The organism is Flavobacterium sp. FlaQc-47 (assembly GCF_044006475.1).
GTDB lineage: Bacteria > Bacteroidota > Bacteroidia > Flavobacteriales > Flavobacteriaceae > Flavobacterium.
Map to the genome: position 1 here is coordinate 201685 of NZ_JBIPCQ010000003.1, position 26765 is coordinate 228449.

Sequence of the window (26765 nt, forward strand, 5' to 3'; positions counted from 1 at the left end):
CTGAGACTGTAGACTGAGACTGAGACTGTAGACTGAGACTGTAGACTGAGACTGTAAACTGAGACTGTAAACTAAAAACTACTTAGTAATTTCTCTAAAAACTGCTTCCAGATTTTTATTTTTCTGATTAAGTTGCAATGTTTTTAAACCATTTGCATTGGCAAAATCAAAAATAGCCGGACGCATATCTTTTTCAGCAACAAAAGTTAGTTCCCATGTCATATCGTGAATATTTCTATAAGAAGTAATATTTTCAAGTTTGGCTAAAAGTTGTTCTTCGATCTGATAATCAAATTCTACTTCAATTACTTGTTCTTTATTTTCGGATACCAGATGATCTAATTTTTTATCGGCAACAATTTGTCCTTTGTCAATAATTATGACACGGTCACAAATGGCTTCGACTTCCTGCATGATATGAGTGGATAAAAAAACAGTTTTATCTTTCCCAACATTTTTGATAACATTACGAATTTCCATTAACTGATTAGGATCCAGTCCGGTAGTTGGTTCATCCAGAATTAAAACATCAGGATTGTGTAATAAAGCATTCGCAAGTCCCACGCGCTGGCGATATCCTTTTGAGAGCTGTCCAATTTTTTTATGGCTTTCGGCTGACAGTCCTGTCAGTTGAATTACTTCTTCAATTCTTGATTTTTCAACCTTATAAACATCGGCATTAAAAGCCAAATACTCACGAACATACAAATCCAGATACAACGGATTATGCTCCGGTAAATAACCAATAGAACGTTGAACAGCTTTTGCATTTGTCATGACATCGTGACCATTTACAAGGGCTGAGCCATCATCTGCCAATAAATAAGTAGTCAAAATTTTCATCAATGTAGATTTTCCCGCTCCGTTAGGCCCTAGAAATCCTACGATTTCTCCTTTTTGAATAGAAAACGAAATTGAATTTAGCGCTTTTTGCGTTCCGTAACTTTTTGATATGTTGTTTACTTCTATCGACATGAATATTTATTTGCTACAAAAGTAAACAGAAATAGTCTTCATTTCTAAATTTTTGTCTTTTAAAGAAATCATAAAAAAATCACAAAGCCCAAGTGCAACGGCACCGTTATTGTTAAAGCAGTAGTAATTAAAAAAATAATTTATAATGAAAAAAATTTTACTTATTCTGGCTTTAGCTATGTTTAGCTTTGCAAATGCACAAAAAGGAACAATCTTAGTTGGTGGAAACATTGGATTCACTTCTGAAAAATCAGAATTTCAATTTGGTGAAGCAACAACAAATACCTTTAGCTTTTCTCCTAAAGTTGGTTACCAATTTAATGACAACTGGACTGTTGGGGGTGAATTTACAGTGGCTTCAGCTAATGATGACAATGGTACTATTGAAGAAAAAAACAACAATTTTAAAATTGGAGCATTTGTACGTTATGCAGTGCCATTGAGCCAGACTTTCTCCATTTTTGCTGATATGGGTGCAGGTTTTCAAAATGCAAAATCTAAAATCTACGGTCCTGGAAACGCGTTCTCAAAATCTAAAGCAGATGGAATGTATGTGGGTGTAACTCCAGCTCTTTTTATCAATATGAAAAAAGGTTTTGGTTTAAACTTTAGCATTGGTGGTTTAGGATATGAAACACTAAGTTATGATAATAACGGTGCTGATTACAGTAAATTCTACTTCAACTTTGGGCAAACATTTAATATTGGAGTTTCTAAAAACTTCTAATCTTAAATTATAGATTCAATTTCAGAAAGCATCCGCGTCGTCGGATGCTTTTTTTGTTTTAAACAGTGTCGTTAATGTTAAACTCTACTATTTATTGATGGTACTATTACCGCTGATTAAGATGATAATCTTATAACTTATTCTATATAAGGGGTATATTGATGAATTTTAGAAAAATCGAACAAAATAAATGTAATATAAAACTTATTTTTTATCGATAAACGCTAATTGTAATTTTTTATTATAAAAATTGTTAATAAATAAAGAATAATACTACGATATCTGTTCAAGCGTATAAAAAAGTACGAAATTATACACGATATTTATATGTTTATTTGTTAAATTCACAAAACAAGCTTTCAACTCATTGTTAATGAGTGATTTGTGAAATAATACCCCGTAAAAGTAAAGAACTATTTATTCTACTTATTTCGATAGTTTCTTTAGTACACGCCTCATAATTACCAAAATTTAATTTTTTAATCCTTAAAAATTATTATTATGAGACTAAAATTATGTTTTTTACTCGTTTTTATTATTACGTATTCGTGGGGTCAATCAGGATCTATGAAAACATTTACCGGCAGTGGAGCATTTGTTGTTCCCGCAGGTGTAACCAGTATTAATGTTCAGGCCTGGGGTGGTGGCGGATCTGGCGGAGGTGCCAGTAGTGCTCCGTTACTATTAGGAAGAGGTGCAGCCGGTGGAGGCGGAGGTGCTTTTGCGAGCGCTGCTATTTCGGTTACCGCCGGAGCAACTTTAAATGTTGTCGTTGCAGGTCAGACTTCCGGAACGACCGGAAATGGTACAGCAGGAGGAAACTCTACTATTACAGGTTTTGAATCCTCTATTTTAGCAGCCGGAGGATCAGGCGGTTCAGCCAATAATGCAGGCGGCACTCCATCAGGAGGAATTGGGGGAACAGTTGCAGCTTCTGTTGGCTCTACTAAATTTGCAGGTGCAAACGGAGGAAATGGTAATTCATGGAATCTATTAGGTTTATTACTTTCATCCGGTGCAGGTGGTAATGGAGCAAATTCAGGTGGTGCCGGAGGTGCAGCTGTTTCTGGTTTAATATTTAGTAATGCAGCCGGAAGTTCAGGCTCAGCTCCCGGAGGAGCAGGTAGCGGAGGAATAAATTCTGCATTGGGTGCTGCTCAGTCAGGCGGAACCGGTGGCGCGGGACAGGTTATTATTTCGTACACTTGTCCTGTTTTTAATATCTCAAGTACATCAGCTACAGATGTTTGTTCTTCGACAGGTTCAACAACTACAGTGACATTAATATCTACAGCAGGGGCTTTGCCAGTTGGTAATTATGTAGTAACTTATAATAGAAGCATTCCAAGTGCTACAGCATTAACTGCAAATTTAACGGTTAGTACAGCAGGAACAGGAACTTTTACAGTTGGGGGACTAACGACCGCAGGTTCTAGTACTATAACAATTACCAAACTTACTTCAGAGACTTGTTCTTCTACTATTACAACCAATAATACGGTTACAGTAATAGTTTCGCCGGCAACAGTTGGAGGCACAGTTACAGGAGGTACTACAATTAACTCAGGAGACACAAGTGGCGTATTAAATTTGTCAGGTCATACAGGATCAGTTGTTAAGTGGCAATCATCTGTAAGTCCGTTTACAACATGGACAGATATTGCTAATACAACTACTACCTATATTTCAGGAGTTTTAACAGAAACGACTCAATTTAGAGCTGTCGTTCAAAGTGGTGTTTGTAGTGTTGTAAATTCTGAGCCAACAACGGTTACAGTAAATCCAAGACCAACTATAACATTATCAGCCTCAACAATTCCCAGATGTTTAAATACTAATGCGCAAACTACATTTTTGGAATACAGTGCAACAACTGGTTCTCCAACAACGTATAGTATAGTTTGGAATTCATTACCAGCAAATGATTTTGCAGCGGTTACAGATGCAGCCATGGAAGATAGTCCAATAACGATCGCTGTTCCTGCGGGTATTGCTGCCGGGACTTACACAGGGACATTGACTGTGAAAAATGCAGGTGGAGGCGTTAGTACGGGCTATAATTTTAGTGTACCTATAAATGCGCCTGGCTCCCTTATTACAGATGGAGTAGTTTCTGCGACTTGTAGTACTAACATTGCACAAGTTTCAACTTTAGAATACACAGGCACAACTGTTAATCCTACAAGTTATTCTATTGATTGGAGTGGTCAGGCAAATGATGCGTTATTTGAAGATGAACTTTCTACGGACTATGCTTTTGATCCTAATGGAGGTTCTCTCGATATCAAAGTGCCGGCAAATGTTGTACCAGGAACCTATACAGGAATACTCTATATATTTAATGGGCTTTGTTTTGGAGCTCAGACAATATCCATAACAATAACATCAGGAGCAGTTGGAGGTACCGTTACAGGTGGTGCAACTATTGGTTCCGGAAGCACAAGTGGTTTATTGACACTTTCTGGTCAGACAGGAACTGTCGTAGCCTGGGAATCATCTGTAAGTCCTTTTACAGAATGGACAGAAATTGATAATACAAATGTTACCTATACTTCAGGACCATTAACAGAAACGACACAATTTAGAGCGATTGTTCGAAAAGGACTTTGTCCTTTTGCCTATTCTGAACCAACAACTGTTACAGTACAGGATTTACCTACTATAACTCTGGCAAGCAATACAATATCAATTTGTGGAAGCAGTAGTTATTATGGTGCGTTACCGTATACCGGGACAACAGGAAACCCTGTAACATATAGTTTAGTCTGGAGTTCATCACCTCCTAATACTATTCCATCAGTTATAGATGCCGTATTGCCTGAAAGTCCAATTGACGTTTCAGTTTCTGTAGGCACAGCCGATGGGACTTATCAGGCAACATTAACTGTAAAAGATGCCAATGGTAATGTTAGTAATCCTATACTAATTACTGCAAATGTAGAAACAACTCCTAATTTTCAGACGAATGGAAACATAACTTCTGTTACCACAAGTGCCAGTGAACAAACTACAACACTAGAATATGATACTGTTTTTGCTAATCCTTTGGGATATAGTATTGATTGGAATGCCGAAGCAAATGCTGCTTTATTGCAAAATCAGCCCTTTACTGCATTTGACTTTTCTCCAGGAAGTGGATTTATAGATAATGTTGTGGTTCCGGCTAATGTGCTGCCAGGAACTTATACTGGTACTTTGATTGTTGAAGGAGCTTTTTGTGCTTTAAATTCTAAATATGTAACTATTACGGTTAATCCAGCAGCAGCACCAACAATCACCCTTTCATCTTCTACAGTAGATGGATGTCTGGATAATTATAATTATCAGCACTATGTTGCATTGCCATATACCGCAACAACAGGAAGCCCTACGACATTTAGTATAGTTTGGAATTCATCATTACCCAATACTTTTGTACCAGTTACTGATGCTGTATTGAATTCAACCAGAATTGATGTTCCGGTTCCACATACAGAACCGTCCGGAACTTATCAGGGTACATTGACTGTAAAAAATGCAAACGGTCTCGTAAGTACCTCAATAGTTTTTAATGTGAATTTGGAAAGATATGCTACTGTTAATACTAATGGAGTTGTAACTACTGTTACTGCAAGTACCAGCTCGCAAACGACAACATTAAATTATATTGGTATCTTTAATCAGCCGGTAAGATATGTAATTGATTGGGATACTGCTGCAAATGCGGCGTCATTAGCAGATCAGGCAAGTACTCCATTTACTTTTTCTCCAAGCGGTGGTACTATAACTGGTATTGTGATACCTGCAAATGTTCCAGCTGGAACTTATAAAGGCGCAATATATGCTAATGGTACTTTTTGTCAGGGAAGTGGTCCAATAATAACTCTTGTTATTAATTCTTCAGGAGCTAGAGGAACAATTGATAATAGTCCTGAAATTGTAGAAACAAGTAAATCAGCTCAAAACCAAATTTCAATCACTTCTGCAAACAAAGTGATTAATATTGAAAATAAAGAACATAATATCAATAAGGTTTTTGTTTATGATGTATCAGGTTACTTAATCTACCAGAAAGACGGAGTTAGAGATTCTAAATTAATTATCGATAATGTTGTAACAAGAAGCAATCAGGTTCTTGTGGTCAAAGTAGTTTTGGATAATAATGAAGTCAAAACAAAAAAAATAATTTATTAAATTATAAAAGATTAGAAAATTCAAAAGCCACTTATCGAAAGACCAGTGGCTTTTTTATTGTTTGTAAAAAATTTAAAAGCATCATTAAAGTTCAATTGAAAGCCTAGTGGTTTTAACAAATTGTTAATAAATGTCTTACATTTAAATGTTGGTATTTTTGTTGTTATGTATATGTGAAATTTAAACAATTATTACATATGAAAAAAATGCTACTTATTCTTGCATTAGCTATGATTAGCTTTGCAAATGCCCAAAAGGGAACAATTTTAGTTATGGGAAATGTTACTTACAGTTCTCAGAATTTATCGGTTTCTAATTTAGAAACCAAAAGCCATAATTTTGCTTTTTCACCTAAAGTGGGGTATCAGTTTCACGAGAACTGGACGGCTGGAGTTGAATCAGCATTTAGTAATTCAAAGCAAAACAGTGTGTTTGCCGAAAGTAAAGCTACAGACTTTTCAATAGGTGGATTTTTACGTTATTCTAAACCAATAAGCGAAACTTTTGCCGCGTATGCTGATTTAGGTGCTGGTTATCAAAAAAGAAAATCTACAAACGCTACAGATATTGGAATGTCTGAAACTGAAGGGAATGGTTTTTATATTGGTATTACTCCGGCGATCTTTATCAATGTGAGTAAAGGATTTGGTTTAAACTTTAATATTGGAGGTTTAGGCTATAATACCCTGAATATAGACGGAGAAAATGTAGATGGAAATAAAGTTAAAAATTTCGAGGTTTCCTTTGGAAAAGCATTTTCTGTAGGGATTTCAAAGAATTTTTAATCTTAGTTACATTCCATAAAAAAGCACTCCAATTGGGGTGTTTTTTGTTTTAATTTATAGAAAAGTTCTAATGAAAGCTGTTTATGAGATATATGGGTTAATGAACCTCAACCTCAAAAGAAACCGTATCATTAATAACCGACTTTCTTTTATCATTAAATTCATATTTAACGATAGTTCTTATTTTATTGATTCCCTTTTTGATTAGTGTTTCTTTTACTTCAAGACCAGTTTGAGATATTTTTTTGATTGTTCGGTACACTTTTGTATTGTCAACGCCTTGATTTTCTATTTTAAGAGTACGTTTAGCATTTGGGATATTCGCTATTAAATAATGCTGTTTTAAAGTATCTCCAACTTTAAGATGTTGTTCAATTTTTGTTTTAAATTGTTCTTTGTTTGCTATTTTATATTGGTAAATTTCTATTAATGGTAAACCTTCGTAGCTTTTCATATTACCAAGTTCATCATAACGAATTAAAAAATCAAGTATACCAAAATCATCGTACATCATATATTTCATAATCTTTCCATTGGGATGATTGTATGTACTTTCTTGTATTATATTGATATTTTTTCTATAATGTATTGATTCTACTGTGCCGTTATCAAAGTAAGAAAAACTTTTACCGGATATGTGCCCATTAACAAACTTACCTTCATATATTTTATTTCCTTTTTCATTGTAATTAACAAACTTTCCATGAAAAATAGTGTCTCCATTTTTGAGGATGTATTCCAACGTTGTTGTCTCTTTTGTTTCAGCATCATATTGCTTTAATACATTTGTATGTTCAGCTTTATAGAGAAAAAACAACAGTATGAAAGACAATATCATAGTGAATAGTGTAGCTATAATTATTATGTTCTTTTTTGTCATTGTTTATTTTGCTTTACGCTCTTTATTAATAAATATTCCATTCTCATAATTAAAAATAGTTACGGAATCTGTAGTTTTCCCTTTTTCTATATCAATTTTACCCTTTTTCAACTCCCTTATTTCCTTTGCCGCATTCGCACCATTATCAAAAGCATTCATCACATCATCGTTTTTATTATCTATTGTTCGTTTTCCTCCGTTTGTTCCTTTTCCTTTTGGGGAACTTGTCGTGCCGCTCTTTTCAAATGCCAGTAAAACAATAAGAAAGTCAAATACACCGCCAAAATCAATCCATGTAACATTTCTTCCGCCTTTTGGTAAAGCACCGGGATTTTGAAACGCTCCTCCGTCAGATAATGCATATCCTCCACTAAAAAATGATGATTTCTTTTTCTGGAAGTTATGGATTACTTCTCCGTTATAATATATTTTTTTCGTGTCTCCGTCCAGTAATATTCTGTTGTTGTTACTAAAGGTTTTGCCCCAAGTATGTCCTAAATTAGAATAATGGTCAATTTTAGCTTTTCCGTCAAGCCACTTTATTTCGCCCGTTTTTTTATTTCGATACCAATCAAATGGAGTTCGTCCGTAAAAATCTACTAGACGTAATAAATCGTTGTTATAAGCTGAATATGAAGAATATTGTCCTAGATCTTCCTCTATCTTAAAATTGTCAAAAGTATGAAAGTTATCAAAGTTTTTAAACATGGCTAATTAATTTTGTAAGCTATTACTTATTTTAAGTAATGATACGTGCAAAATGATTCACCTGCAATACCGTGTTTTAGTGATTAACATAATTTTGAATAAAATAAAAAAAGAGTCGTGATTCTCTTTTTTTTAAGCTTTAAAAAAGCTATTCTGGTTTATTAAATTTTTTTAAATGTTCAATTTCGCCTTTGACAGTGGGCAATAAGATTTTTAGAGCATTTAATTATAAAGTTCTTGATTATTTAAAGCATATACGCAATAAAGTGATAATATACAATACCGTATTTTAGGGATTAACACAATTTCTTTAAAACAAAAAAGAGACTCGAAAGTCTCTTTTTGTTTTAAATATATCTTATAAAAGCTATTTCGTTTTTATGAAATTTTCTAAATATTCGATTTTATCTTTATCCGATTGTAACAAACGCTCATATAATTTTTTATTTTCTTCGTAAGCTTCAATTAATTTGTCTAAAGGATTGAAGTTGCAATTGTGATTTACGGTTGGGCCGCTATTAATAACTGATCCTTCATAATTATTTTGAATATTATTAAGAACAGTTTCGTCACTATAATTTTTAATTGCCTCAGCCGAAACACCTAAAACTTCGGCAATAGCATTTAATTTTTCGTCATCAACATTTTCGCTTCCTTCAATATTCGAAACAGATTGTTGGCTTACACCAATTGCAATTGCGAGAGATTCTTGTTTCATTCCACGAAGTTCTCTGATTCGGCTAATATTTCTGCCAATGTGTTTTGGTTTTGTTGCTGTGCTCATAATTCAAAGATATTTAAAAATTCTGTAAAACTTTTCTTTTGGTAAAATACAATATGCATTAGTGGCGTACAATTCTAAATAGTTCGCTACCTCAAAATCTATTGATTAGTTTTGAATCGGTAAACAAAAGTACGATTTTACTTATAGTAAAAAACAACAAAATATATAATTATGGAAATTAACGAAATCAAAAAATTACAGCATCTTAAAAAAATACTTTCTTCGTATATCAATACTTTAAAACCTGTCGATGACAAATTAGAAGTTGAAACTAAAATAAAAAAACTGGATTATTATGAGCTTGGTTGTTTAATTACCAATATGCTAAAAATGTGTGTTTTGGCGTTGGAGCATGATGCAAATAAAAGTCAGTTAATAAATGTGTCTCTTATTTTAGAAATGATAATCGAAATGTTTCCTTTGGATGAATTTGAACTTTTAGGCGAACTCAATCAAATGTTGATAACACATTCTTAAAATCGTGTTGTGTTGACATGATTATCTTGTGTTTTTCTCTAAAAAGTATTTTAAAAACAAAATTTCTCATCTAGCCCCGATAGAAGCGATATCCTGTTTTGGCGGGGTTCGCCAAAATAGATATAGCGGATAGCGGGACAAAAGGTGTTTTGAAAACTAAAATTTTCAGAAGAGACCAAAAACCCAAAATGCAAAAATGCCAACAAAGGTGAAGTCGAAACTAATTCATAACTACAAGAACTTCGACTCCACCAGTTGACACTAAAAAACAAAAATATATCTAAAAAAAATTATTAAGTAACAGGGTTTTCAACGGCTGCTCTCATTTCCTGAGCGGCGGCAACCATCTCGATCAAGGCTTTTTTAGTTTCATCCCAATGACGTGTTTTTAAACCACAATCAGGATTTACCCATAATTGATCAACAGGAATTACTGCCGAAGCTTTTTCCAGCAAACGCACCATTTCGGCACTTGAAGGAACGCGTGGCGAGTGAATATCGTAAACGCCGGGACCAATTTCGTTAGGATATTTAAAGTTAGCAAAAGCATCTAAAAGTTCCATTTGCGAGCGCGAACATTCAATTGTGATCACATCGGCATCCATGTCAGCAATATTCTGGATAATGTCGTTGAATTCGCTGTAACACATATGCGTGTGAATTTGCGTATCGTCATGAACGCCACTTGCCGAAATTCTAAACGCTTTCACTGCCCAATCCAGGTAATTTGCCCATTCTTCTTTTCTTAAAGGCAAACCTTCGCGAATCGCTGGTTCATCAATTTGAATGATTTTAATTCCTGCTTTTTCAAGATCGACAACTTCATCACGAATCGCAAGAGCAATTTGCGTACAAGTCTCAGAACGAGGCTGATCGTTACGAACAAACGACCATTGCAAAATAGTTACAGGACCTGTAAGCATTCCTTTTACCAATTTAGAGGTTAGGGATTGTGCATATTTTGACCATTTTACCGTCATTGGGTTTGGTCTTGAAACATCACCGTAAATTACGGGAGGTTTCACGCAGCGGCTACCATAACTTTGTACCCAGCCATTTTTTGTAAAGGTAAAACCGGACAATTGTTCCCCAAAATATTCCACCATATCGTTACGTTCAAACTCACCATGAACCAGAACATCAATGCCGGTTTCTTCCTGAAAACGAATTGTCGCTTCGGTTTCTTTTTCGATTAATTCGTTGTATTCTTCTGTCGTTAATTCTCCTTTTTTAAATTTTGCTCTCCAGCTTCTTACTTCGGCTGTTTGAGGAAAAGATCCAATTGTGGTTGTAGGGAATAACGGAAGATTCAAAGCTTCGATTTGGCTTTTTCGTCTTGTAGCAAAGTTACTTTTACGTTGATCATCAGTTGCTGTAATTCCGGCGACACGTGCCTTAACGTCATTATTATGAATTAATGTTGAGGTTTTACGATTGTCATTTGCAATTGTATTTCGTTCAAAAGCAACAGAATTTTGAGCAATAACTTCGTTTGATGCTAATTGTTTTAAAACAACAATTTCGTTTACTTTTTGTTTGGCAAAAGCCAGCCATTGTTTAATTTCCGGCGTAAGCGTTTCGTCATTTGTTTCTAAATCCAGATCGCAAGGACTATGAATTAAAGAGCAGGATGGCGCAACGAGAATTCGGTTTTCTCCCAATGCATCGGTTGCTTTTTTGATTAATGCCAAAGAATTCTTGTAATCATTTTTCCAGATATTTCGTCCGTCAACTACTCCTAAAGAAAGATTTACGCTTTCAGCCAGTTTTCCGGATTCTAAAATATCATCTAATTGTGATGGACAACGTACTAAATCAAGGTGAAAAGTATCAACCGGCAAAGCCAATGCTGTTTCAAGGTTTTCGCCAAAACAGTCAAAATAATTCGCGAGAACGATTTTGATTTTCGGGAAACGAATGTTGATTTCATTATATACTTCTGTAAAAGTATTACGTTCCTTATCAGATAAATTTAAAGCCAGGAAAGGTTCGTCAAGCTGAATATATTCTACTTTTTCGGTTTGTAGTTTTTCGAAAATTTCAAAATAAACAGGCAATAATTTATCGATAAGATCAATTCGGTGAAAACCTTCTTCTTTTTCTTTTCCTAAAAGTAAATACGAAATTGGTCCTATTAAAACTGGCTTTGTAGCGATTTTTAAGGTATTTGCTTCTTTGAATTCATTGATTATTTTTTCTGAAAACAATTCGAATTTTTGGTTCTTCGTAAATTCAGGAACAATATAATGGTAATTGGTGTCAAACCATTTTGTCATTTCCATTGCCACAACATCCTGACCGTCTTTTTGAGCGCCTCTTGCCATTGCAAAATACAAATCAATTGAGGAGTTTGTTTTTGCCAGTTCGTGGTATCGCTGCGGAATTGCGCCTAATGTTAAAGTCAAATCTAATACCTGATCATAAAATGAAAAATCATTAGACGGAATCAGATCTACTCCGGCTTCTGCTTGTAAATGCCAGTTTTTGCGACGAATGTCTTTTCCGGTCTGAAGTAATTCATCCACCGAAAGTTGCCCTGCCCAATACAATTCGCATGCTTTTTTTAATTCTCTGTTGCTACCAATTCTTGGATAACCTAAATTATTTGTTTTCATTTTTGTTTCAGTATTTTTTACTGAACAAATTTATTGTTTTAGGTTTTATAACTTATATTTGACTATTATTTAAGTAAATAGTGTTTTGAATTCAATAATTTGAAGATTATATTACTGATAAAACCTTTTTAAGAGAACTTTAGCCGTAAAAAAAACTATGGAAAACCTGGACAAAACCGATTTGCTGATATTAAAATACCTTCAGGAAAACTCAAATATCAATACAAAAGACCTTGCAAGTAAATTATTTCTGACTGTTACGCCAGTTTATGAGCGAATCAAAAGGTTAGAAAGAGACGGATATATTACCAAATATGTGGCGTTGCTGGATAAGAAAAAAATGAATCGCGGCATGATCGTTTTTTGTAACGTTCGTTTAAAAGAGCACGCAAAAAATGTAGGAAGTAATTTTGTAAAAGATATTGTTGCACTTCCTGAAATTATAGAATGCTACAATATTGCCGGTGATTATGATTTTATGCTTAAAATTCTGGTTCAGGATATGGCGAGTTATCAGGATTTTGTAATGAATAAATTATCGACAATAGAAAACATAGGCAATACGAACAGCATTTTTGTAATGGGAGAAATTAAACACAGTACGGCGTTAGAGTTTTAATAGTTTCAAGTTTCTTGCGTTTAATTTTGAACACATAGAGACATAGCTAAACTGGCATAAAAAGATGTTTCACTCAAAATAAATCGCATAGTGCTATGTGAAAAAGCATGATTTTTTAAAACTCCTCTAACTTCAATTTAAAATCTATGTTTCTATGTGTTAAATAATTTTTTAAGCAAGTTTTACTTATAATTATTAGCGTTAGAAGTGTATTTTGTTTTGATAAAATAATAAAATAAAACGTATTTTTGACGTAAGATACTCAATCTAAAATCTAAAATCTGATATCTAAAATAACAAAATGAACTGGGAACAACTTTTATCACTTAAACGCCAAGGCGATACAAGCAAGAGATTACGTGTAGAACAAGATGATACCCGATTGGGTTTTGAGGTTGATTATGACAGAATTATATTTTCATCAGCATTTCGATCACTACAAGATAAAACGCAGGTTATTCCGCTTTCAAAAATAGATTTTGTCCATACCAGATTAACGCATAGTTTAGAAGTTTCGGTTGTAGGACGCTCGCTGGGACGTTTGGTTGGAAAAAAGATCATTGAGAAATATCCGCATTTAAAAGAAATTCACGGTTATCATATGAATGATTTTGGTGCAATTGTAGCAGCGGCTTCTTTGGCACACGATATTGGGAATCCGCCTTTTGGACATTCCGGTGAAAAAGCCATTGGAGAATATTTTTCAATAGGAAACGGACTAAAATATAAAGAGCAGTTAACAGCAAAACAATGGCAGGATTTAATTGATTTTGAAGGAAACGCAAACGGATTTTCGGTTCTTACAGCAAGTCGTCCGGGAATTGAAGGAGGACTTAGAATTTCGTATGCAACCTTAGGAGCTTTTATGAAATATCCAAAAGAAAGCTTGCCTAAAAGACCCACAAATAGTATTGCCGATAAAAAATATGGTTTCTTCCAGACGGATAAATCATTTTTTGAAGAAGTAGCAAAAGATATGGGAATGATTGCTAATAAATCCGGAGACGATATTGGTTTTGAAAGACATCCTTTAGCTTATTTAGTAGAAGCGGCAGATGATATTTGCTACACCATTATAGATTTTGAAGATGGTATAAATTTAGGTTTAGTATCTGAAGATTATGCTCTTGAATATTTAATAAAACTCGTAAAAGATAATATTGGTGTTGCTAAATACAAGACTTTAACGACTAAAGAGGATAGAATTAGTTATTTGCGCGCTCTGGCAATTGGAACTTTAATCAATGATGCGGTAAATGTTTTTGTTGAAAATGAAGAAGCTATTCTTGCCGGACAATTTCCTTTTGCCTTAACAGATAAAAGTAAATACAAAGCCCAAATGGATGATATTATCAAATTAAGCGTTGATAAAATCTATCAGAGCCGCGAGGTTATCGAAAAAGAAATTGTAGGCTATCAAATCATACAGACTTTACTGGATAAATTTATAACTGCTTTTAATAATAACTTTGAAGGAACTGCTTCAAACTATGATAAATTGATTTTGAAAATGTTGCCTGAAAAGCATCATCTGGAGAAAACGAATTTATACGAACGTTTATTACACATTTGTCATTATGTTTCTCTTTTAACAGATGGAAATGCGCTGGAATTATTCGAAACTATAAACGGAAGGAAAAAAAATTAAGTCAATCTATAGAATAGTTTAAAATAGAAAAACACCACATAAAAACAATGTTTCTATGTGGTGTTTTTTATTGCTTAAATGTTTTGAGCAAATAAGATTATTTATTGGAAAGTATAGACCAAACCAACACCTAAAACTTGTCGTAACTGAGCTCTTGGTCCGTCGTTAACCTGAGAGGTTGATCCTGTAACCGGATCAATCACATCCACTTTGGTTTTGATATCATCGTCATAAACTAAATGAACACCTACATTTGCTTTTACATAAGCATTAACCACAAGATCTAGACGAGTATCATAATCAACATCGACATTCCCAAATTTGTTCAGATAATCAGTATATAAGCTTAAACGGTTCTCATAGAAAATGTTTTTATAAATCTCATTTTTCATATATCCGGTTAATAAAATACCAAATTCCGCCTTTACTTTTTGTCCGTTTTCGATTAGGATTTCATTGTCAGGATTTGCAGGATCTGTCATATAAACTGCTTTTTTAACACCAAAAGATCCTTGATCTGCTAAAGTCTGATCTAAAACCAAAGTGGTTTTTAAAGTAATAGGAGAGAAATAAAACACCCTGTTTTTATCTTTATTTGAGTTTTCAGCTCCAGCTCCTAAAAATACATAAGCTGGTGCAAAAGGCTTGGAAATTGCAATATCTCTGTTTGGATAATTGTATCCATCAGTAAACTGAGTATTAAAATTGAATTTAGCCGAGTAATACCAGTCTGAAAGTGTATCTTTTCTGAATCCGTAAGTAGAATTCACCATAAGAGCGTCATCTGTTTTTCTAAGTTCAGTACCATCCTGTTTATTTAAACCATATTTTACAATAAGTTCATTTACCCATTTATGATTTCCTTTTACATAAGTTCTATTAAATTCGCCTTTAAAAAGACCGGAAATCGAGCTTGTTCCCCCGGCGCTCCAGTTCACGAAAGCAATTTCGGAAATATCAAAACCTACCTGATTTTTCTTAGTCCAGTTTGATGGAGGCGGCGGTAATTCATTTGGCGCTAAAGTGGTTTGTATAATTTGAGCAAAGTTATGTGAGGTACACAAAAGCAATAGAAGCAAAAGGGTAGAACGCAATAATTTCATTAGAATTTCAGTTTTTTTGGTAGTGCAAAATAATTATTTTGTCTCGTTTGAAAAAAGATTTATCAAACTTTTAACGTCTATTTTGCACAATTGTTGTAGCTGACTTACACTTCCGTGCTCAATAAATACATCCGGAACACCCAAAATTCTTACTTTATTCCTGAAGTTTTTTGATGCTGCAAACTCTAAAACACCGCTTCCGAAACCGCCGTTTATAGTGCCGTCTTCAATAGTAATTATAGTGTCAAAAGCAGAAAATATTTGATTTAATAAATTGATATCTAATGGTTTAATGAATGGAAAATCGTAATGGGCAATTGCTTCAGGATTCCTGGTTTCATTAATGGCTAAAGTCACATTATTTGCGATTGTTCCGGTAGATAAAACAGCAATTTTTGTTCCTTCTTTTAAAAGATGTGCTTCGCCTATTTTTATTTCTTGATAATGTCCGAAATTTTCTACTTCCCAATTTGGTATAACGCCGCGACCTCTTGGATATCGAATTGCGATAGGATGATTTAGACCTAATTGAGCAGTATATAAAATATTTTGTAACGCAATTTCATTAAGTGGAGCATATATAATCATGTTGGGAATTGCCCGTAAATAAGCAATATCAAAAACACCGTGATGTGTTGCACCGTCTTCACCAACTAAACCTGCTCTGTCTAAACAAAAAATAACCGGTAAATTTTGTAAAGCCACATCATGAATCACCTGATCATAGGCACGTTGCAGAAAAGTCGAATAAATATTACAATATACAATCATTCCCTGGGTTGCCATTCCGGCAGCGAGGGTTACAGCGTGTTGTTCTGCAATCCCCACATCAAAGGCGCGTTCCGGAATTTCGTCCATCATAAACTTCAATGAGCTTCCGGAAGGCATTGCAGGCGTAATCCCGATAATTTTATCATTTTTTCTGGCTAAATCCAAAATGGTTAAACCAAAAACATCCTGATATTTAGGAGGAAGATTTTCTTCAAATTTTAAATGAATTTCTCCGGTTGAAGCGTCAAATTTTCCGGGAGCATGATATTTTACCTGATTTTCTTCAGCTTGTTGTAAACCTTTTCCTTTTGTCGTTACAATGTGCAAAAACTTAGGTCCTTTTATATTTTTTAATCTCTTTAATTCTTTAATTAAAGCAGGGAGATCATGCCCGTCAATTGGTCCCGAATAATCAAAATTCAATGATTTGATCATATTATTCTGTCGCGGGTTTTTTCCGTTTTTAACAGCAGTCAGGTATTTTTTTAATGCGCCAACACTCGGATCGATCCCAATAGCGTTATCATTTAAAATCACTAAAACATTCGCATCAGTAACACCAGCGTGATTCAAACCTTCAAAAGCCATTCCGGATGCAATCGATGCATCACCAATTACAGCGATATGTTGTTTGTCATAATCCCCTTTTAACTGAGATGCAATTGCCATTCCCAGTGCCGCAGAAATTGAAGTTGAGGAATGTCCTACGCCAAAAGTATCGTAAACACTTTCGCTTCTTTTAGGAAAACCTGAAATGCCGTCTATTTGTCTGTTGGTATGGAAATTTTCTCTTCTTTCGGTCAGTATTTTATGTCCATAAGCCTGATGTCCCACATCCCAAACCAATAAATCTTCGGGAGTATTAAAAACATAATGTAAAGCAATTGTCAATTCGATTACACCTAAACTTGAACCTAAATGTCCTTCTTTAACAGAAACAACATCAATAATAAATTGCCTTAATTCTTGAGCAACTTCAGGAAGTTGCGCTTCAAGAAGCAAGCGTAAATCAGCGGGATTATTTATGTTTGAAAGTAAGTTGCTTTTCATTGTTTGGTAAAAAGCAAATTTACGTTTTTAAATTTAATTTTTTGTCGGAGATAATTTCTACGCTATATTTCGTACTGGTTTTTTTACCGTTTTGTTCGCCGGGAATCCATTTTGGCGACAATTTTAAAACACGAATTATTTCTGCTTCTAATTGTGGATCTGTCTCTTTTGGAATATTAAAAGAGGACAATGAACCGTCTTTCCCTATAACGAATGAAACTATAATAGGCGCTTTAAAATTTTCAGCTCCTTCTGGCAATTTAAATTCTTTTATGAAAAAATCATAAAAATTACTAATTCCTCCTGAATAACATGGCGACGTTTCAATTGCTGCTCCCATAAATATAGTCTCATCTTCTACAATAGAATCCTTAGCAATTTTTTCCACATAATTTATTTTTGCTTTTTTGTTTTTATCTTTATATAAAGGTTTCACAAATTTAACCTGATCTACTTTTGGCGGAGGTGGGGGCAGTAAAAGAGTGTCGTTTAAAGTACTGATTTTTGACTTGCCAACAGAAATTTGTTCTACAGGTGCAACATCTTGAACAACTTCTATCTTATCAATTTTTTTCTTATTCCCATCCTTATCCGCACAACTAAACAAAGTTGTTCCCATAGCAATAAACAATGCCAGTAAAAACATTTTACTATAGTGCGTTTGTGTATATAAAACGCGACTTGGAATTTGGATGGTTATTGTATCTAATTGAGATTTCTTAAATCTTCCGCAAATGCTAGTATTTTTATTTTGGATAAAAAAATGCTGAACTTCATCCGGTAACATCGTCGTAAAATCCACAACAGTTTTAGAACAACTCATACAAAACCGACCATTATCTCTAGGCGTCATTGTGTCCCAGTTTTCATGACAGGGTTTGGGAATGGTTATTTTAAAATCTCTTTCCATGTTTGAATATCAGGATTTAAATGTAATGAAAAATACATATTAAAGTGTTTGAAAAATGATTTTGTTTGAAACATGAGGCGATTAAATCTATTAATCGCCTCAAAAAATCGCTATATTTGAGGCAATTATTTTAATTAATCGCCTCATGAAATACAATTGGCAACTACCAGACTGGGGAAAATTTGTATATAACGATACTGTAATAGATTCATTATGTATAGAATTTGCATTTGAAAGTGGAGAAGTAAAGGGACTTTTGGATTCATTACCAACTGCTATCCAGCAGGAAACTATTTTGCAATTTATGATTTCGGAAGCTATTAAAACTTCAGAAATCGAAGGCGAATTTTTTAGCAGAAAAGATATCATGTCTTCCATCAAGAAAAATTTGGGAATAGTCGAAACTTATGATCAAATCAGAGACAAAAATTCGCAAGGAATTGCGAAATTAATGGTAATGGTTCGAAATTCTTATTCTGATAAACTAGATGAATCCACCATAAAACAATGGCATTCTATTTTGATGGAATATTCAAAACGCGTTAGTCCGGGCGATTATCGAACTGCCGAAGAACCTATGCAAATTGTTTCAGGTAATTACAATCACGAAATTGTTCATTTTGAAGCTCCGCCTTCAGATCAAGTGCCTGTTCAAATGGAAAAATTTATTAAATGGTATCATGATTTTGAGGTAAAAGTAAATGATATAAAAAAAGCATTAATTAAAACTTCTATTTCTCATTTGTATTTTGAAAGCATTCATCCTTTTGAGGATGGAAATGGAAGAATTGGCAGGGCTATTGCCGAAAAATGTCTTTCTGAATCTTTGAATCGCCCAGTTTTAATGAGCATTTCAAGTACTATTGAACAAAATAAAAAAATGTATTATCAATCTTTAAAACAAGCGCAGAGAAGCAGTGACGTTACAGATTGGATTTTATATTTTTCTACCTTGATTTTAGAATCACAAAAAAATGCGAAGCAAATTGTTCTGTTTACATTAAATAAAAGCAAATTTATAGATCAGTTTAAAAATATAATGAATGAAAGACAGATAAAAGTTGTTTTGAAAATGTTCGAAAACGGCGTTTCTGGTTTTGTGGGTGGAATAACAGCTATAAAATATATTTCTATAACTAAAACTTCACGGGCAACAGCCACAAGAGATTTGCAGGATTTAGCAGAAAAAAACATTCTAATACCAAGAGGAGAAGGTAGAAATCGAGCGTATGATTTGAACTTGTTAAATAAATAAGCAAATAAAAGTTAAGACATATTAGTTTTAATTTCAGCAAAAATTATTTCAAAACCTTATTTTTGCAAGTATGATAAATCCCTTCACCGACGAATATTTTATGAAGAAAGCTTTGCAGGAAGCTGAAATTGCTTTTGAAAAAGGCGAAATTCCTGTTGGAGCTATAATTGTTGTTGCCGACAGAGTAATTGCAAGCAGCCATAATTTAACCGAATTACTAAATGATGTTACAGCTCATGCCGAAATGCAATCCATAACTGCCGCCGCAAATTTCCTTGGCGGAAAATACCTGAAAGATTGTACGCTTTATGTTACGCTTGAACCGTGCCAGATGTGTGCAGGTGCTTTGTATTGGAGTCAGATTTCTAAAATTGTTTTTGGTGCTCGCGATGAACAGCGTGGTTTCATGACAATGGGAACAAAATTACACCCCAAAACTACCGTGGTTTCTGGAATTATGGCAAATGAAGCTGCTGATTTAATGAAGCGATTCTTTGTTGAAAAACGTAAGTAAGATAAGCTGAATTATCTTTTATAAATTAATGACATGACTGATTTCTCCACAATTAAAACACTATTTAATATTACAGAATGTTGTGGTTTTACTAATGATGAAATTCAAATTGTAAAAAATATTTTTGGAAATCTCCCAAAAGTATTCGTTGATTATTATGCTGAGTTAGGTAAAATTCAAATTATAAATCAAACTCAGGATTCCTTAATTATTCCCGAAAGATTTCAATATTACAATCATGATAATTATTTGATTTTTTATACTGAAAATCAGCACGCTTGTGTATGGGGAATTCTTAAAGATGATTTGTTTCTTGATAATCCTCCTGTTTACATGAGTTACGATCAAAAAAAATGGGAATTAGAAACCGAAACTTTAATAGGTTTTTTTACTGCTATGGCTTATCTTCAGGCTGGATTTGCATTAGATTTTCCATGTAATACATTTTACGAATTAGAACTGCATGAACTCGATTTTATAACTCAAAATTTCGCTAACAAGGATGTTTCTTTTAGAAAATGGCTTGATGGAATAAATTTCTATGGTAATTATCAAGATGATGTGATTATAATTATGGATGGCAACCAATTGTTTTATGCTTCAAATTCAAAAACTCATTTTCTTGAGATGAATAAAGTTTTATCGAAGCTGGGAACAGAACTTTAAATAATCTTGTGAAAAGAAAATGCCTGGTTCGGTGGGAGAGGTATCCTTTTCTTCTTCTGTCGCGGCGGAAGGAAAATATATAACGGATCCAGAAGTTTCGGGAGAAATAGCGCCTTATAAAACTAAATATTCTTTTTTCTTTTTTAAGAATTTAAATAATTTCATTTACCGAATTTTCCTCTTAAACTATTTAGAAAAATACTTTACATTTACTACAACATAATTGACAAACCACTAGTTATGGATTTGGCTGTGAAAAGTTAAAACATACTGTCAATTTTAAATTTGTAACCTAAAAACTCTAAATAAAAGTGAAAGCAAAAGGATTAGTTCTCGTGTTTTGTGTGTTTTTTATTTTTCAATCTTGCGGTAGAAAATCTGCTGCCGATTTCAATTCGGATTTTTCACTATTTAAAGAGTATATAGTCAGTTTTACGGGGGGAATTGTTTCTTCGGAATCTGATATTCGGGTAGTTTTGGCTTTCGATAAAAAAGACTGGAAAGTCAATCAGGAACTGGACGATGATTTATTTGATATTTCGCCAAGTGTTCATGGAAAAGTGGTGGCACTTTCCACTAATACGCTTGCTTTTATTCCTGACGAAAAGTTAAAACCCGGAACAGAATATCAGGTTACTTTAAATTTAGATAAACTAATCACAATTCCGAAAGAGAAAGAGGCGGCACTTTCAAAATTCAACTTTACGGTTAAAACAATCAAACAGGATTTTACAATCAATACGGTAGATATTCAGTCGTATAGCAAACAATATCAATATTTGAATTGTGTGTTGAAAACAGCTGATAATATTGATCTTGAAACCGCTGTAAAACTGGTTTCGGCAAATCAAAAAGGGAATGATCTTAAAATAAAATTCGAAAAAAAATCAGGAACCGCTAAAGAGTTCAATTTTATAATTGATAGTATTCAGCGTTATAATGAAGCATCAAACATTGAAATTGAATATGACGGAAGTGATTTTGATATCGATCAAAAAGGCGAAATCGATTATGCGATTACAAGCATAAACGAATTTAAAATTGTAAAAGTTGATGTTCCGGAAGGCAGCAATCAATCGGTTTTAATTAATTTCTCAGAACCACTGGAAAAAGGACAGGATTTTAAAGGGTTAGTTTCGATTCAGAACACCAATAACCTGAAATTTTCGACTCAGGGAAATGTATTGAAAGTCTATTTTACTAATGAAGCCGTGGCTAAAAAAGAAGTTCCTGCTCCGGTTGTAGTTCAAGAAGAAACGGCGACAATTACGCCAGATTCAACTACGATCATTGTAGATTCTGCCGCTGTTGCAGTAGATACTGTTTATGAAGAAGCAGTAGTAGAGGTTGTTCCTGACGAAGAACCTGCAACCGCTATAACAGGTGAATTACTTCTGGAAGTTTTTGAAGGAATCGAAAGTCAGTATGGTAAAAAAATGGACGCAAATTATACGGAGAAAATTACTTTTGACCAGATAAAACCAAGTGTTCGATTTATTAAAAACGGAACAATTCTGCCAAGTTCAAACAATTTAAAACTGAATTTTGAAGCGGTGAATTTAAGCGCCGTCGATGTAAAAGTATATAAAATTTATAAAAATAATATTCTTCAGTTTCTTCAATATAACCAATTAAACGGAAGTCAGAATCTCAAGAAAGTTGGACAGCCAATTGCGAAAACAACACTTAAATTAAATGAAAGCAGTTTGATAAATCCGAGTAAATGGAACACGTTTGCATTAGATTTATCTAAAATTATTACGCCAGAACCCGGAGCAATTTACAGAGTGGAATTTGCGTATAAAGAGAAATATTCGCTGTACAAATGTGAAACATCAGACGGAGATGAAAATGAGGAAGAAGAAGAGGTTGACGAAAATGATGTAAATTACAGCGGTAACTCTTATGATGATTACGATTCTGATTACGGAGATTATGACTGGAGAGAAAGTGAAGATCCATGTTCCGGTTCGTATTATTATAATGCCAAAATTGGAACAAATATTTTAGCAACTGATTTAGGGGTTATTGCCAAAAGAGGCGAAAATAAATCATACTTATTTGCCGTAAATAATATAGTTACAACAGAGCCAGTCTCCAATGCAAGAGTAGATTTATACACCTTTCAGCAACAAAAAATAACAACTGCGGCTACAAATAGCGAAGGAATAGCGACTTTTCAATTGGATAAATTCGCCTATTTTGCAATTGTTACTTTAGGAGATCAATCGACGTATGTTAAACTCGATGACGGACTTTCGTTATCGGTAAGTAACTTTGATGTTTCTGGCGAGACTTTACAAAAAGGACTCAAAGGATTTATTTATGGAGAACGTGGCGTTTGGCGTCCGGGAGATAATTTGTATTTGTCCTTTATATTAAATGATGCGTCGAATAAACTTCCGAAATCACATCCTATTAAATTAAGATTGAATGATCCTAACGGAAAAACTACGTATCAGACCATCCAGAAAACAAACGATTTAAATCATTATTCCTTTATAGTTCCAACAAGTGCAGATGCGCCAACAGGAAACTGGGAAGCAATGATAAGCGTTGGTGGTGCCAAGTTTTACAAAAGCATTAAAATTGAAACGATAAAACCCAACCGTTTAAAAATTAAAAATAATTTTTCAAGAAAAACACTTTCATCCTCTTATCCTAATAATAGTAACTTAGAAGTGACTTGGCTTCACGGTGCAATTGCTAAAAATCTGAATGTAGAAATGCAGGCTAAATTTTCACAGCAAACAACCACTTTTAAAGGATACGAGAAGTTTACTTTTGATGATTTAGTGCGCAAATTTAGTACAGAAGAAATTAATGTTTTCTCCGGAAAATTAAATGAAAGCGGAAAAGCTACGGTTAATATTGAACCAAAATTACAAGGTCAGGCGCCGGGAATGCTTCGCGCGGCATTCATCACAAAAGTATATGAAGAAGGAGGGGATTTTAGTACAGATGTTATTTCGACTACTTATTCGCCTTATCAAACATACGTAGGGATAAAAGCTCCGGAACCTAACAAATACGGAATGCTGGAAACCAGAACCAACAATCGTTTTGATATTGTTACGGTGGATGAAAACGGAAGACCAAAATCTGTTAGAAATCTGGAAGTAAAAGTATTTAAAGTAGACTGGCGCTGGTGGTGGGATTCATCAAGTGATAATTTATCAAATTATAATTCTTCGGATGCCACGACTTCGTATAAGACTTACGTAATCAATACAGATTCAAACGGAAAAGGAAGTATTCAGTTTAATCTGTCAGATGAAGAATGGGGACGTTATTTAGTTCGTGTTGCAGATGGTACAGATGGACATGCAACGGCATTGACCGTAAATATCGATTGGCCAATCTGGTCCGGAAAAACGCGTAACAGAGATGCTTCGACAGCTAATATGTTGGTTTTTTCGACTGATAAGAAAAATTATGCTGTTGGAGAAAAAGCGCAAATATCTTTTCCTTCAAGTGAAGGCGGACGCGCTTTGATTTCTATCGAAAACGGATCAAAAGTAGTACAGACAATTTGGGCAAAAACACAAAAAGGAGAAACTAAAGTTGAAGTTCCAATTACTTCAGCAATGGCGCCAAATGTATATTTTGATATCACGCTTTTACAGCCTCATGCTTCTACTAAAAACGATTCGCCAATTCGTATGTACGGAATTGTTCCAATTGAGGTGGTAGACAAAAATACGATTTTGGCACCAACACTTTCCATGCCGGATGTTCTAAAACCAGAGCAGACATTTACTGTAAAAGTAGGAGAGAAAACAGGCAAGGAAATGACGTATACAATTGCAGTTGTTGATGAAGGTTTACTGGATTTAACCCGTTTTAAAACACCAAATGCTTGGGATAGTTTTTATGTTCGTGAAGCTTTAGGCGTTAAAACATGGGATATTTATGATGATGTAATTGGCGCATATGGCGGAAAAATAAATCAGATTTTCAGTATTGGTGGAGATCAGGATTTAGGCGGTGGAAAAGCCAAAAAAGCCAATCGTTTTAAACCCGTTGTATTGTATTACGGACCTTATAAATTAGAAAAAGGACAAACAAAATCACATCAGTTAAAATTGCCAAAATACATTGGTTCTGTCAGAACAATGATTGTTGCAGGAGATGCAAATACAAGTGCTTACGGAAGTGTAGAAAAAGCTACGCCGGTTCGTAGTCCGCTGATGGTATTGGCTTCGTTGCCGAGAAAAATTTCACCTTCAGAAAAAGTGACGATTCCGGTAACGGTTTTTGCGACTGAAAGTAAGATCAAAAATGTTTCAATTCAGATAAAAACAAGTGCCGGACTAAAAGTAATGGGAAGCGCAACTCAAAGACTGACTTTTGCCCAACCCGACGAAAAAATGGCTTATTTTAATTTAGTTGTAGGTTCGGCAACAGGAATTGCTAAGGTTCAGGTTATTGCGACTTCAGGAAGCGAAAAGTCGGTTTATGATGTCGAAATTGATATGACGAATCCTAATCCGGTTACGAATACTTATACAGATGTTATTTTACCTCCAAACAGCACAAAAACTATTTCATGGAAAACGTTTGGAGTTTCAGGAAGTAATAAAGCGAGATTAGAAGTTTCGTCAATGCCAACAATCAATTTGAACGGAAGATTACAATTCCTGATTCAATATCCTCATGGATGCGTTGAGCAAACGACTTCATCTGTATTTCCACAATTATTTTTAAATGATGTGGTTGATTTAGATGCCAACAGAAAAGCACTTATTCAAAAGAATATTAGTGCAGGAATTACCAGATTAGGAACTTTTCAGTTATCAAATGGAGGATTATCTTACTGGCAGGGAAATACAATTGCTGATGATTGGGGAACTTCATACGCTGGACATTTCCTGATAGAAGCAGAGAAAAAAGGGTATGTTTTACCCATTAATTTCAAATCAAAATGGGTTTTGTATCAACAAAAAGAATCGAAACAATGGCGTTTTGAACCCAAATACGGTAATGATTTAGCTCAGGCATACCGATTATATACATTGGCTTTAGCCGGAAATGCAGACTTATCATCGATGAACAGATTACGTGAAACAAAAGGTATTTCGAATGAAAGTAAACTTCGTTTGGCAGCAGCATATGTTTTGGCGGGACAAAAATCAGCAGGACAAAACTTATTATTGCACACCAGCATTGATAATGAATCCAGCGAATACAACTATTACTATTATGGTTCAAGCGAAAGAAACAGAGCAATGGTCTTAGAAACAATGTTGCTTTTAGGTCAGAAACAAAAGGCATTTTCAACAGCTTCAAAATTAGCCAAAGAAATGTCGAATAATCAGTGGATGAGTACCCAAACAACAGCGTATTGTTTGTATGCAATGTCGAAATTTGCTGTGAGTAATGGTCCTAAAGGAATTAATATCCAGTTTAGTAAAAACGGAAAAGGCGAAACGATAAGCACACAAAAAACAATTGCCGACAGAAGCTTAATTGTTCAGACTGGTTCGAATAATGTGACTTTGAAAAACCTGAAAAATAATACTATTTACGTTCGTGTTCTAAACACCGGAATATTACCAATTGGACAGGAAAATGTAATTCAGAGTGATGTCTCTGCCGATATTGTTTTCAAAAATAGAAAAGGAAGTACGATAAATGTTTCAAAAATTAGTCAGGGAACTGAATTTATTGCCGAGGTTACAATTAGAAATCAAAGAAACGAAAGTGTACAAAATGTGGCGTTATCACAAATTCTTCCTTCAGGGTTCGAAATTGTAAATACCCGTTTTACCGATTATGGAGATGCAACAAACAACATTGCAGATTATATTGACATTCGTGATGACAGAACTAATTTTTATTTTGGAATGAAAGCCGGAGAGACAAAAGTTTTCAGGATTTTGCTAAATGCATCTTATTTAGGGAATTATTACTTACCTGGATTGCAATGTGAGGCTATGTATGATAATACATTCCTGGCAAGAACAAAAGGGTTTTGGGTTGAGGTTGTAAAATAAAAAATGGCCCACGGATTTTACGGGTTTAACTGATTTGCACAGGTCTTTTTTTATAAGATTGTATAAAATAAATTTTAAACTGCGAAAACCCGTTCAACCCGTAAAACCT

General features: G+C 34.2%; 18 protein-coding genes. 10 read left to right on the forward strand and 8 right to left on the reverse strand.

Annotated features, from left to right (window positions below; genetic code table 11):
• Positions 1–78 precede the first annotated feature (78 nt).
• Positions 79–975, reverse strand: a complete 897-nt coding sequence (gldA, locus tag ACHRVX_RS10490) for a gliding motility-associated ABC transporter ATP-binding subunit GldA (RefSeq protein WP_395331940.1) — start codon at positions 973–975, stop codon at positions 79–81.
• A 145-nt stretch (positions 976–1120) separates the two neighbouring features.
• Here gldA and ACHRVX_RS10495 point away from each other — a divergent pair, with 145 nt between their 5' ends.
• The 3 genes from ACHRVX_RS10495 (at position 1121) to ACHRVX_RS10505 (ending at position 6660) form a co-directional block, all read left to right on the forward strand.
• A complete protein-coding gene (locus ACHRVX_RS10495; RefSeq protein WP_395331942.1) occupies positions 1121–1702 on the forward strand; it encodes an outer membrane beta-barrel protein in 582 nt (193 codons plus the stop codon).
• 501 nt (positions 1703–2203) lie between these two features.
• Positions 2204–5875, forward strand: coding sequence for a T9SS sorting signal type C domain-containing protein (locus ACHRVX_RS10500; RefSeq protein WP_395331944.1), 3672 nt, complete (start codon positions 2204–2206; stop codon positions 5873–5875).
• Between the two features lie 197 nt (positions 5876–6072).
• Positions 6073–6660: an outer membrane beta-barrel protein gene (locus tag ACHRVX_RS10505; RefSeq protein ID WP_395331946.1), complete on the forward strand. Its 588-nt coding sequence runs from the start codon at positions 6073–6075 to the stop codon at positions 6658–6660.
• A gap of 97 nt (positions 6661–6757) precedes the next feature.
• Here ACHRVX_RS10505 and ACHRVX_RS10510 read toward each other — a convergent pair whose 3' ends face one another.
• The 3 genes from ACHRVX_RS10510 to ACHRVX_RS10520 all read right to left on the reverse strand — a co-directional run bounded on the left by ACHRVX_RS10510 (position 6758) and on the right by ACHRVX_RS10520 (position 9032).
• Entirely contained in the window at positions 6758–7540 is a 783-nt protein-coding gene (locus tag ACHRVX_RS10510) for a hypothetical protein (protein ID WP_395331948.1), read from the reverse strand.
• Positions 7541–7543: 3 nt separating this feature from the next.
• Positions 7544–8248, reverse strand: a complete 705-nt coding sequence (locus ACHRVX_RS10515) for a hypothetical protein (RefSeq protein ID WP_395331950.1) — start codon at positions 8246–8248, stop codon at positions 7544–7546.
• 367 nt (positions 8249–8615) lie between these two features.
• Positions 8616–9032: a helix-turn-helix domain-containing protein gene (locus ACHRVX_RS10520; protein WP_395331952.1), complete on the reverse strand. Its 417-nt coding sequence runs from the start codon at positions 9030–9032 to the stop codon at positions 8616–8618.
• A 171-nt stretch (positions 9033–9203) separates the two neighbouring features.
• Here ACHRVX_RS10520 and ACHRVX_RS10525 point away from each other — a divergent pair, with 171 nt between their 5' ends.
• Positions 9204–9509 carry a hypothetical protein gene (locus ACHRVX_RS10525; RefSeq protein ID WP_395331954.1) on the forward strand — a complete coding sequence of 102 codons (306 nt, stop codon included), beginning with the start codon at positions 9204–9206 and terminating at the stop codon, positions 9507–9509.
• Positions 9510–9802: 293 nt separating this feature from the next.
• Here the strand turns inward: ACHRVX_RS10525 and metE are convergent, their stop codons facing one another.
• Positions 9803–12124, reverse strand: a complete 2322-nt coding sequence (gene metE, locus ACHRVX_RS10530; protein ID WP_395331956.1) for a 5-methyltetrahydropteroyltriglutamate--homocysteine S-methyltransferase — start codon at positions 12122–12124, stop codon at positions 9803–9805.
• A gap of 157 nt (positions 12125–12281) precedes the next feature.
• Here metE and ACHRVX_RS10535 point away from each other — a divergent pair, with 157 nt between their 5' ends.
• Positions 12282–12743 (forward strand): Lrp/AsnC family transcriptional regulator, encoded by a 462-nt coding sequence (locus ACHRVX_RS10535; RefSeq protein WP_089477889.1) that lies wholly within the window; start codon positions 12282–12284, stop codon positions 12741–12743.
• 301 nt (positions 12744–13044) lie between these two features.
• Positions 13045–14391, forward strand: coding sequence for a deoxyguanosinetriphosphate triphosphohydrolase (locus ACHRVX_RS10540; protein WP_395331958.1), 1347 nt, complete (start codon positions 13045–13047; stop codon positions 14389–14391).
• Positions 14392–14492: 101 nt separating this feature from the next.
• Here ACHRVX_RS10540 and ACHRVX_RS10545 read toward each other — a convergent pair whose 3' ends face one another.
• The 3 genes from ACHRVX_RS10545 to ACHRVX_RS10555 are packed head-to-tail and all read right to left on the reverse strand — an operon-like array spanning position 14493 to position 18225.
• Positions 14493–15494 carry a DUF3078 domain-containing protein gene (locus ACHRVX_RS10545; protein ID WP_395331960.1) on the reverse strand — a complete coding sequence of 334 codons (1002 nt, stop codon included), beginning with the start codon at positions 15492–15494 and terminating at the stop codon, positions 14493–14495.
• Positions 15495–15527: 33 nt separating this feature from the next.
• A complete protein-coding gene (locus ACHRVX_RS10550) occupies positions 15528–17315 on the reverse strand; it encodes a 1-deoxy-D-xylulose-5-phosphate synthase (protein ID WP_395331962.1) in 1788 nt (595 codons plus the stop codon).
• Positions 17316–17334: 19 nt separating this feature from the next.
• Complete coding sequence (locus tag ACHRVX_RS10555; RefSeq protein ID WP_395331964.1) at positions 17335–18225, reverse strand: energy transducer TonB; 891 nt, start codon at positions 18223–18225, stop codon at positions 17335–17337.
• Positions 18226–18370: 145 nt separating this feature from the next.
• On the opposite strand from ACHRVX_RS10555, the gene ACHRVX_RS10560 reads away from it, so the two are divergent.
• From ACHRVX_RS10560 to ACHRVX_RS10575, 4 genes are all read left to right on the forward strand, one after another.
• Entirely contained in the window at positions 18371–19480 is a 1110-nt protein-coding gene (locus ACHRVX_RS10560) for a Fic family protein (protein ID WP_395331966.1), read from the forward strand.
• Between the two features lie 70 nt (positions 19481–19550).
• Positions 19551–19994, forward strand: a complete 444-nt coding sequence (locus ACHRVX_RS10565; protein ID WP_395331968.1) for a nucleoside deaminase — start codon at positions 19551–19553, stop codon at positions 19992–19994.
• A 33-nt stretch (positions 19995–20027) separates the two neighbouring features.
• The gene (locus ACHRVX_RS10570) at positions 20028–20660 is read left to right on the forward strand and encodes a hypothetical protein (RefSeq protein ID WP_395331970.1); all 633 of its coding nucleotides are present in this window, start codon (positions 20028–20030) and stop codon (positions 20658–20660) included.
• 311 nt (positions 20661–20971) lie between these two features.
• Entirely contained in the window at positions 20972–26656 is a 5685-nt protein-coding gene (locus tag ACHRVX_RS10575) for an alpha-2-macroglobulin family protein (protein WP_395331972.1), read from the forward strand.
• The last annotated feature ends 109 nt before the right edge of the window (positions 26657–26765 follow it).

Excerpts from the sequence above, each read along its gene's own strand:
- ACHRVX_RS10525 (WP_395331954.1), top strand. The coding sequence starts at position 9,204 with ATGGAAATTAACGAAATCAAAAAATTACAGCATCTTAAAAAAATACTT.
- ACHRVX_RS10550 (WP_395331962.1), bottom strand. The coding sequence starts at position 17,315 with ATGAAAAGCAACTTACTTTCAAACATAAATAATCCCGCTGATTTACGC.
- ACHRVX_RS10560 (WP_395331966.1), top strand. The coding sequence starts at position 18,371 with ATGAAATACAATTGGCAACTACCAGACTGGGGAAAATTTGTATATAAC.
- ACHRVX_RS10535 (WP_089477889.1), top strand. The coding sequence starts at position 12,282 with ATGGAAAACCTGGACAAAACCGATTTGCTGATATTAAAATACCTTCAG.
- ACHRVX_RS10540 (WP_395331958.1), top strand. The coding sequence starts at position 13,045 with ATGAACTGGGAACAACTTTTATCACTTAAACGCCAAGGCGATACAAGC.
- ACHRVX_RS10520 (WP_395331952.1), bottom strand. The coding sequence starts at position 9,032 with ATGAGCACAGCAACAAAACCAAAACACATTGGCAGAAATATTAGCCGA.
- ACHRVX_RS10510 (WP_395331948.1), bottom strand. The coding sequence starts at position 7,540 with ATGACAAAAAAGAACATAATAATTATAGCTACACTATTCACTATGATA.
- ACHRVX_RS10515 (WP_395331950.1), bottom strand. The coding sequence starts at position 8,248 with ATGTTTAAAAACTTTGATAACTTTCATACTTTTGACAATTTTAAGATA.
- metE (WP_395331956.1), bottom strand. The coding sequence starts at position 12,124 with ATGAAAACAAATAATTTAGGTTATCCAAGAATTGGTAGCAACAGAGAA.
- ACHRVX_RS10495 (WP_395331942.1), top strand. The coding sequence starts at position 1,121 with ATGAAAAAAATTTTACTTATTCTGGCTTTAGCTATGTTTAGCTTTGCA.
- ACHRVX_RS10500 (WP_395331944.1), top strand. The coding sequence starts at position 2,204 with ATGAGACTAAAATTATGTTTTTTACTCGTTTTTATTATTACGTATTCG.
- gldA (WP_395331940.1), bottom strand. The coding sequence starts at position 975 with ATGTCGATAGAAGTAAACAACATATCAAAAAGTTACGGAACGCAAAAA.
- ACHRVX_RS10555 (WP_395331964.1), bottom strand. The coding sequence starts at position 18,225 with ATGGAAAGAGATTTTAAAATAACCATTCCCAAACCCTGTCATGAAAAC.
- ACHRVX_RS10570 (WP_395331970.1), top strand. The coding sequence starts at position 20,028 with ATGACTGATTTCTCCACAATTAAAACACTATTTAATATTACAGAATGT.
- ACHRVX_RS10565 (WP_395331968.1), top strand. The coding sequence starts at position 19,551 with ATGATAAATCCCTTCACCGACGAATATTTTATGAAGAAAGCTTTGCAG.
- ACHRVX_RS10545 (WP_395331960.1), bottom strand. The coding sequence starts at position 15,494 with ATGAAATTATTGCGTTCTACCCTTTTGCTTCTATTGCTTTTGTGTACC.
- ACHRVX_RS10505 (WP_395331946.1), top strand. The coding sequence starts at position 6,073 with ATGAAAAAAATGCTACTTATTCTTGCATTAGCTATGATTAGCTTTGCA.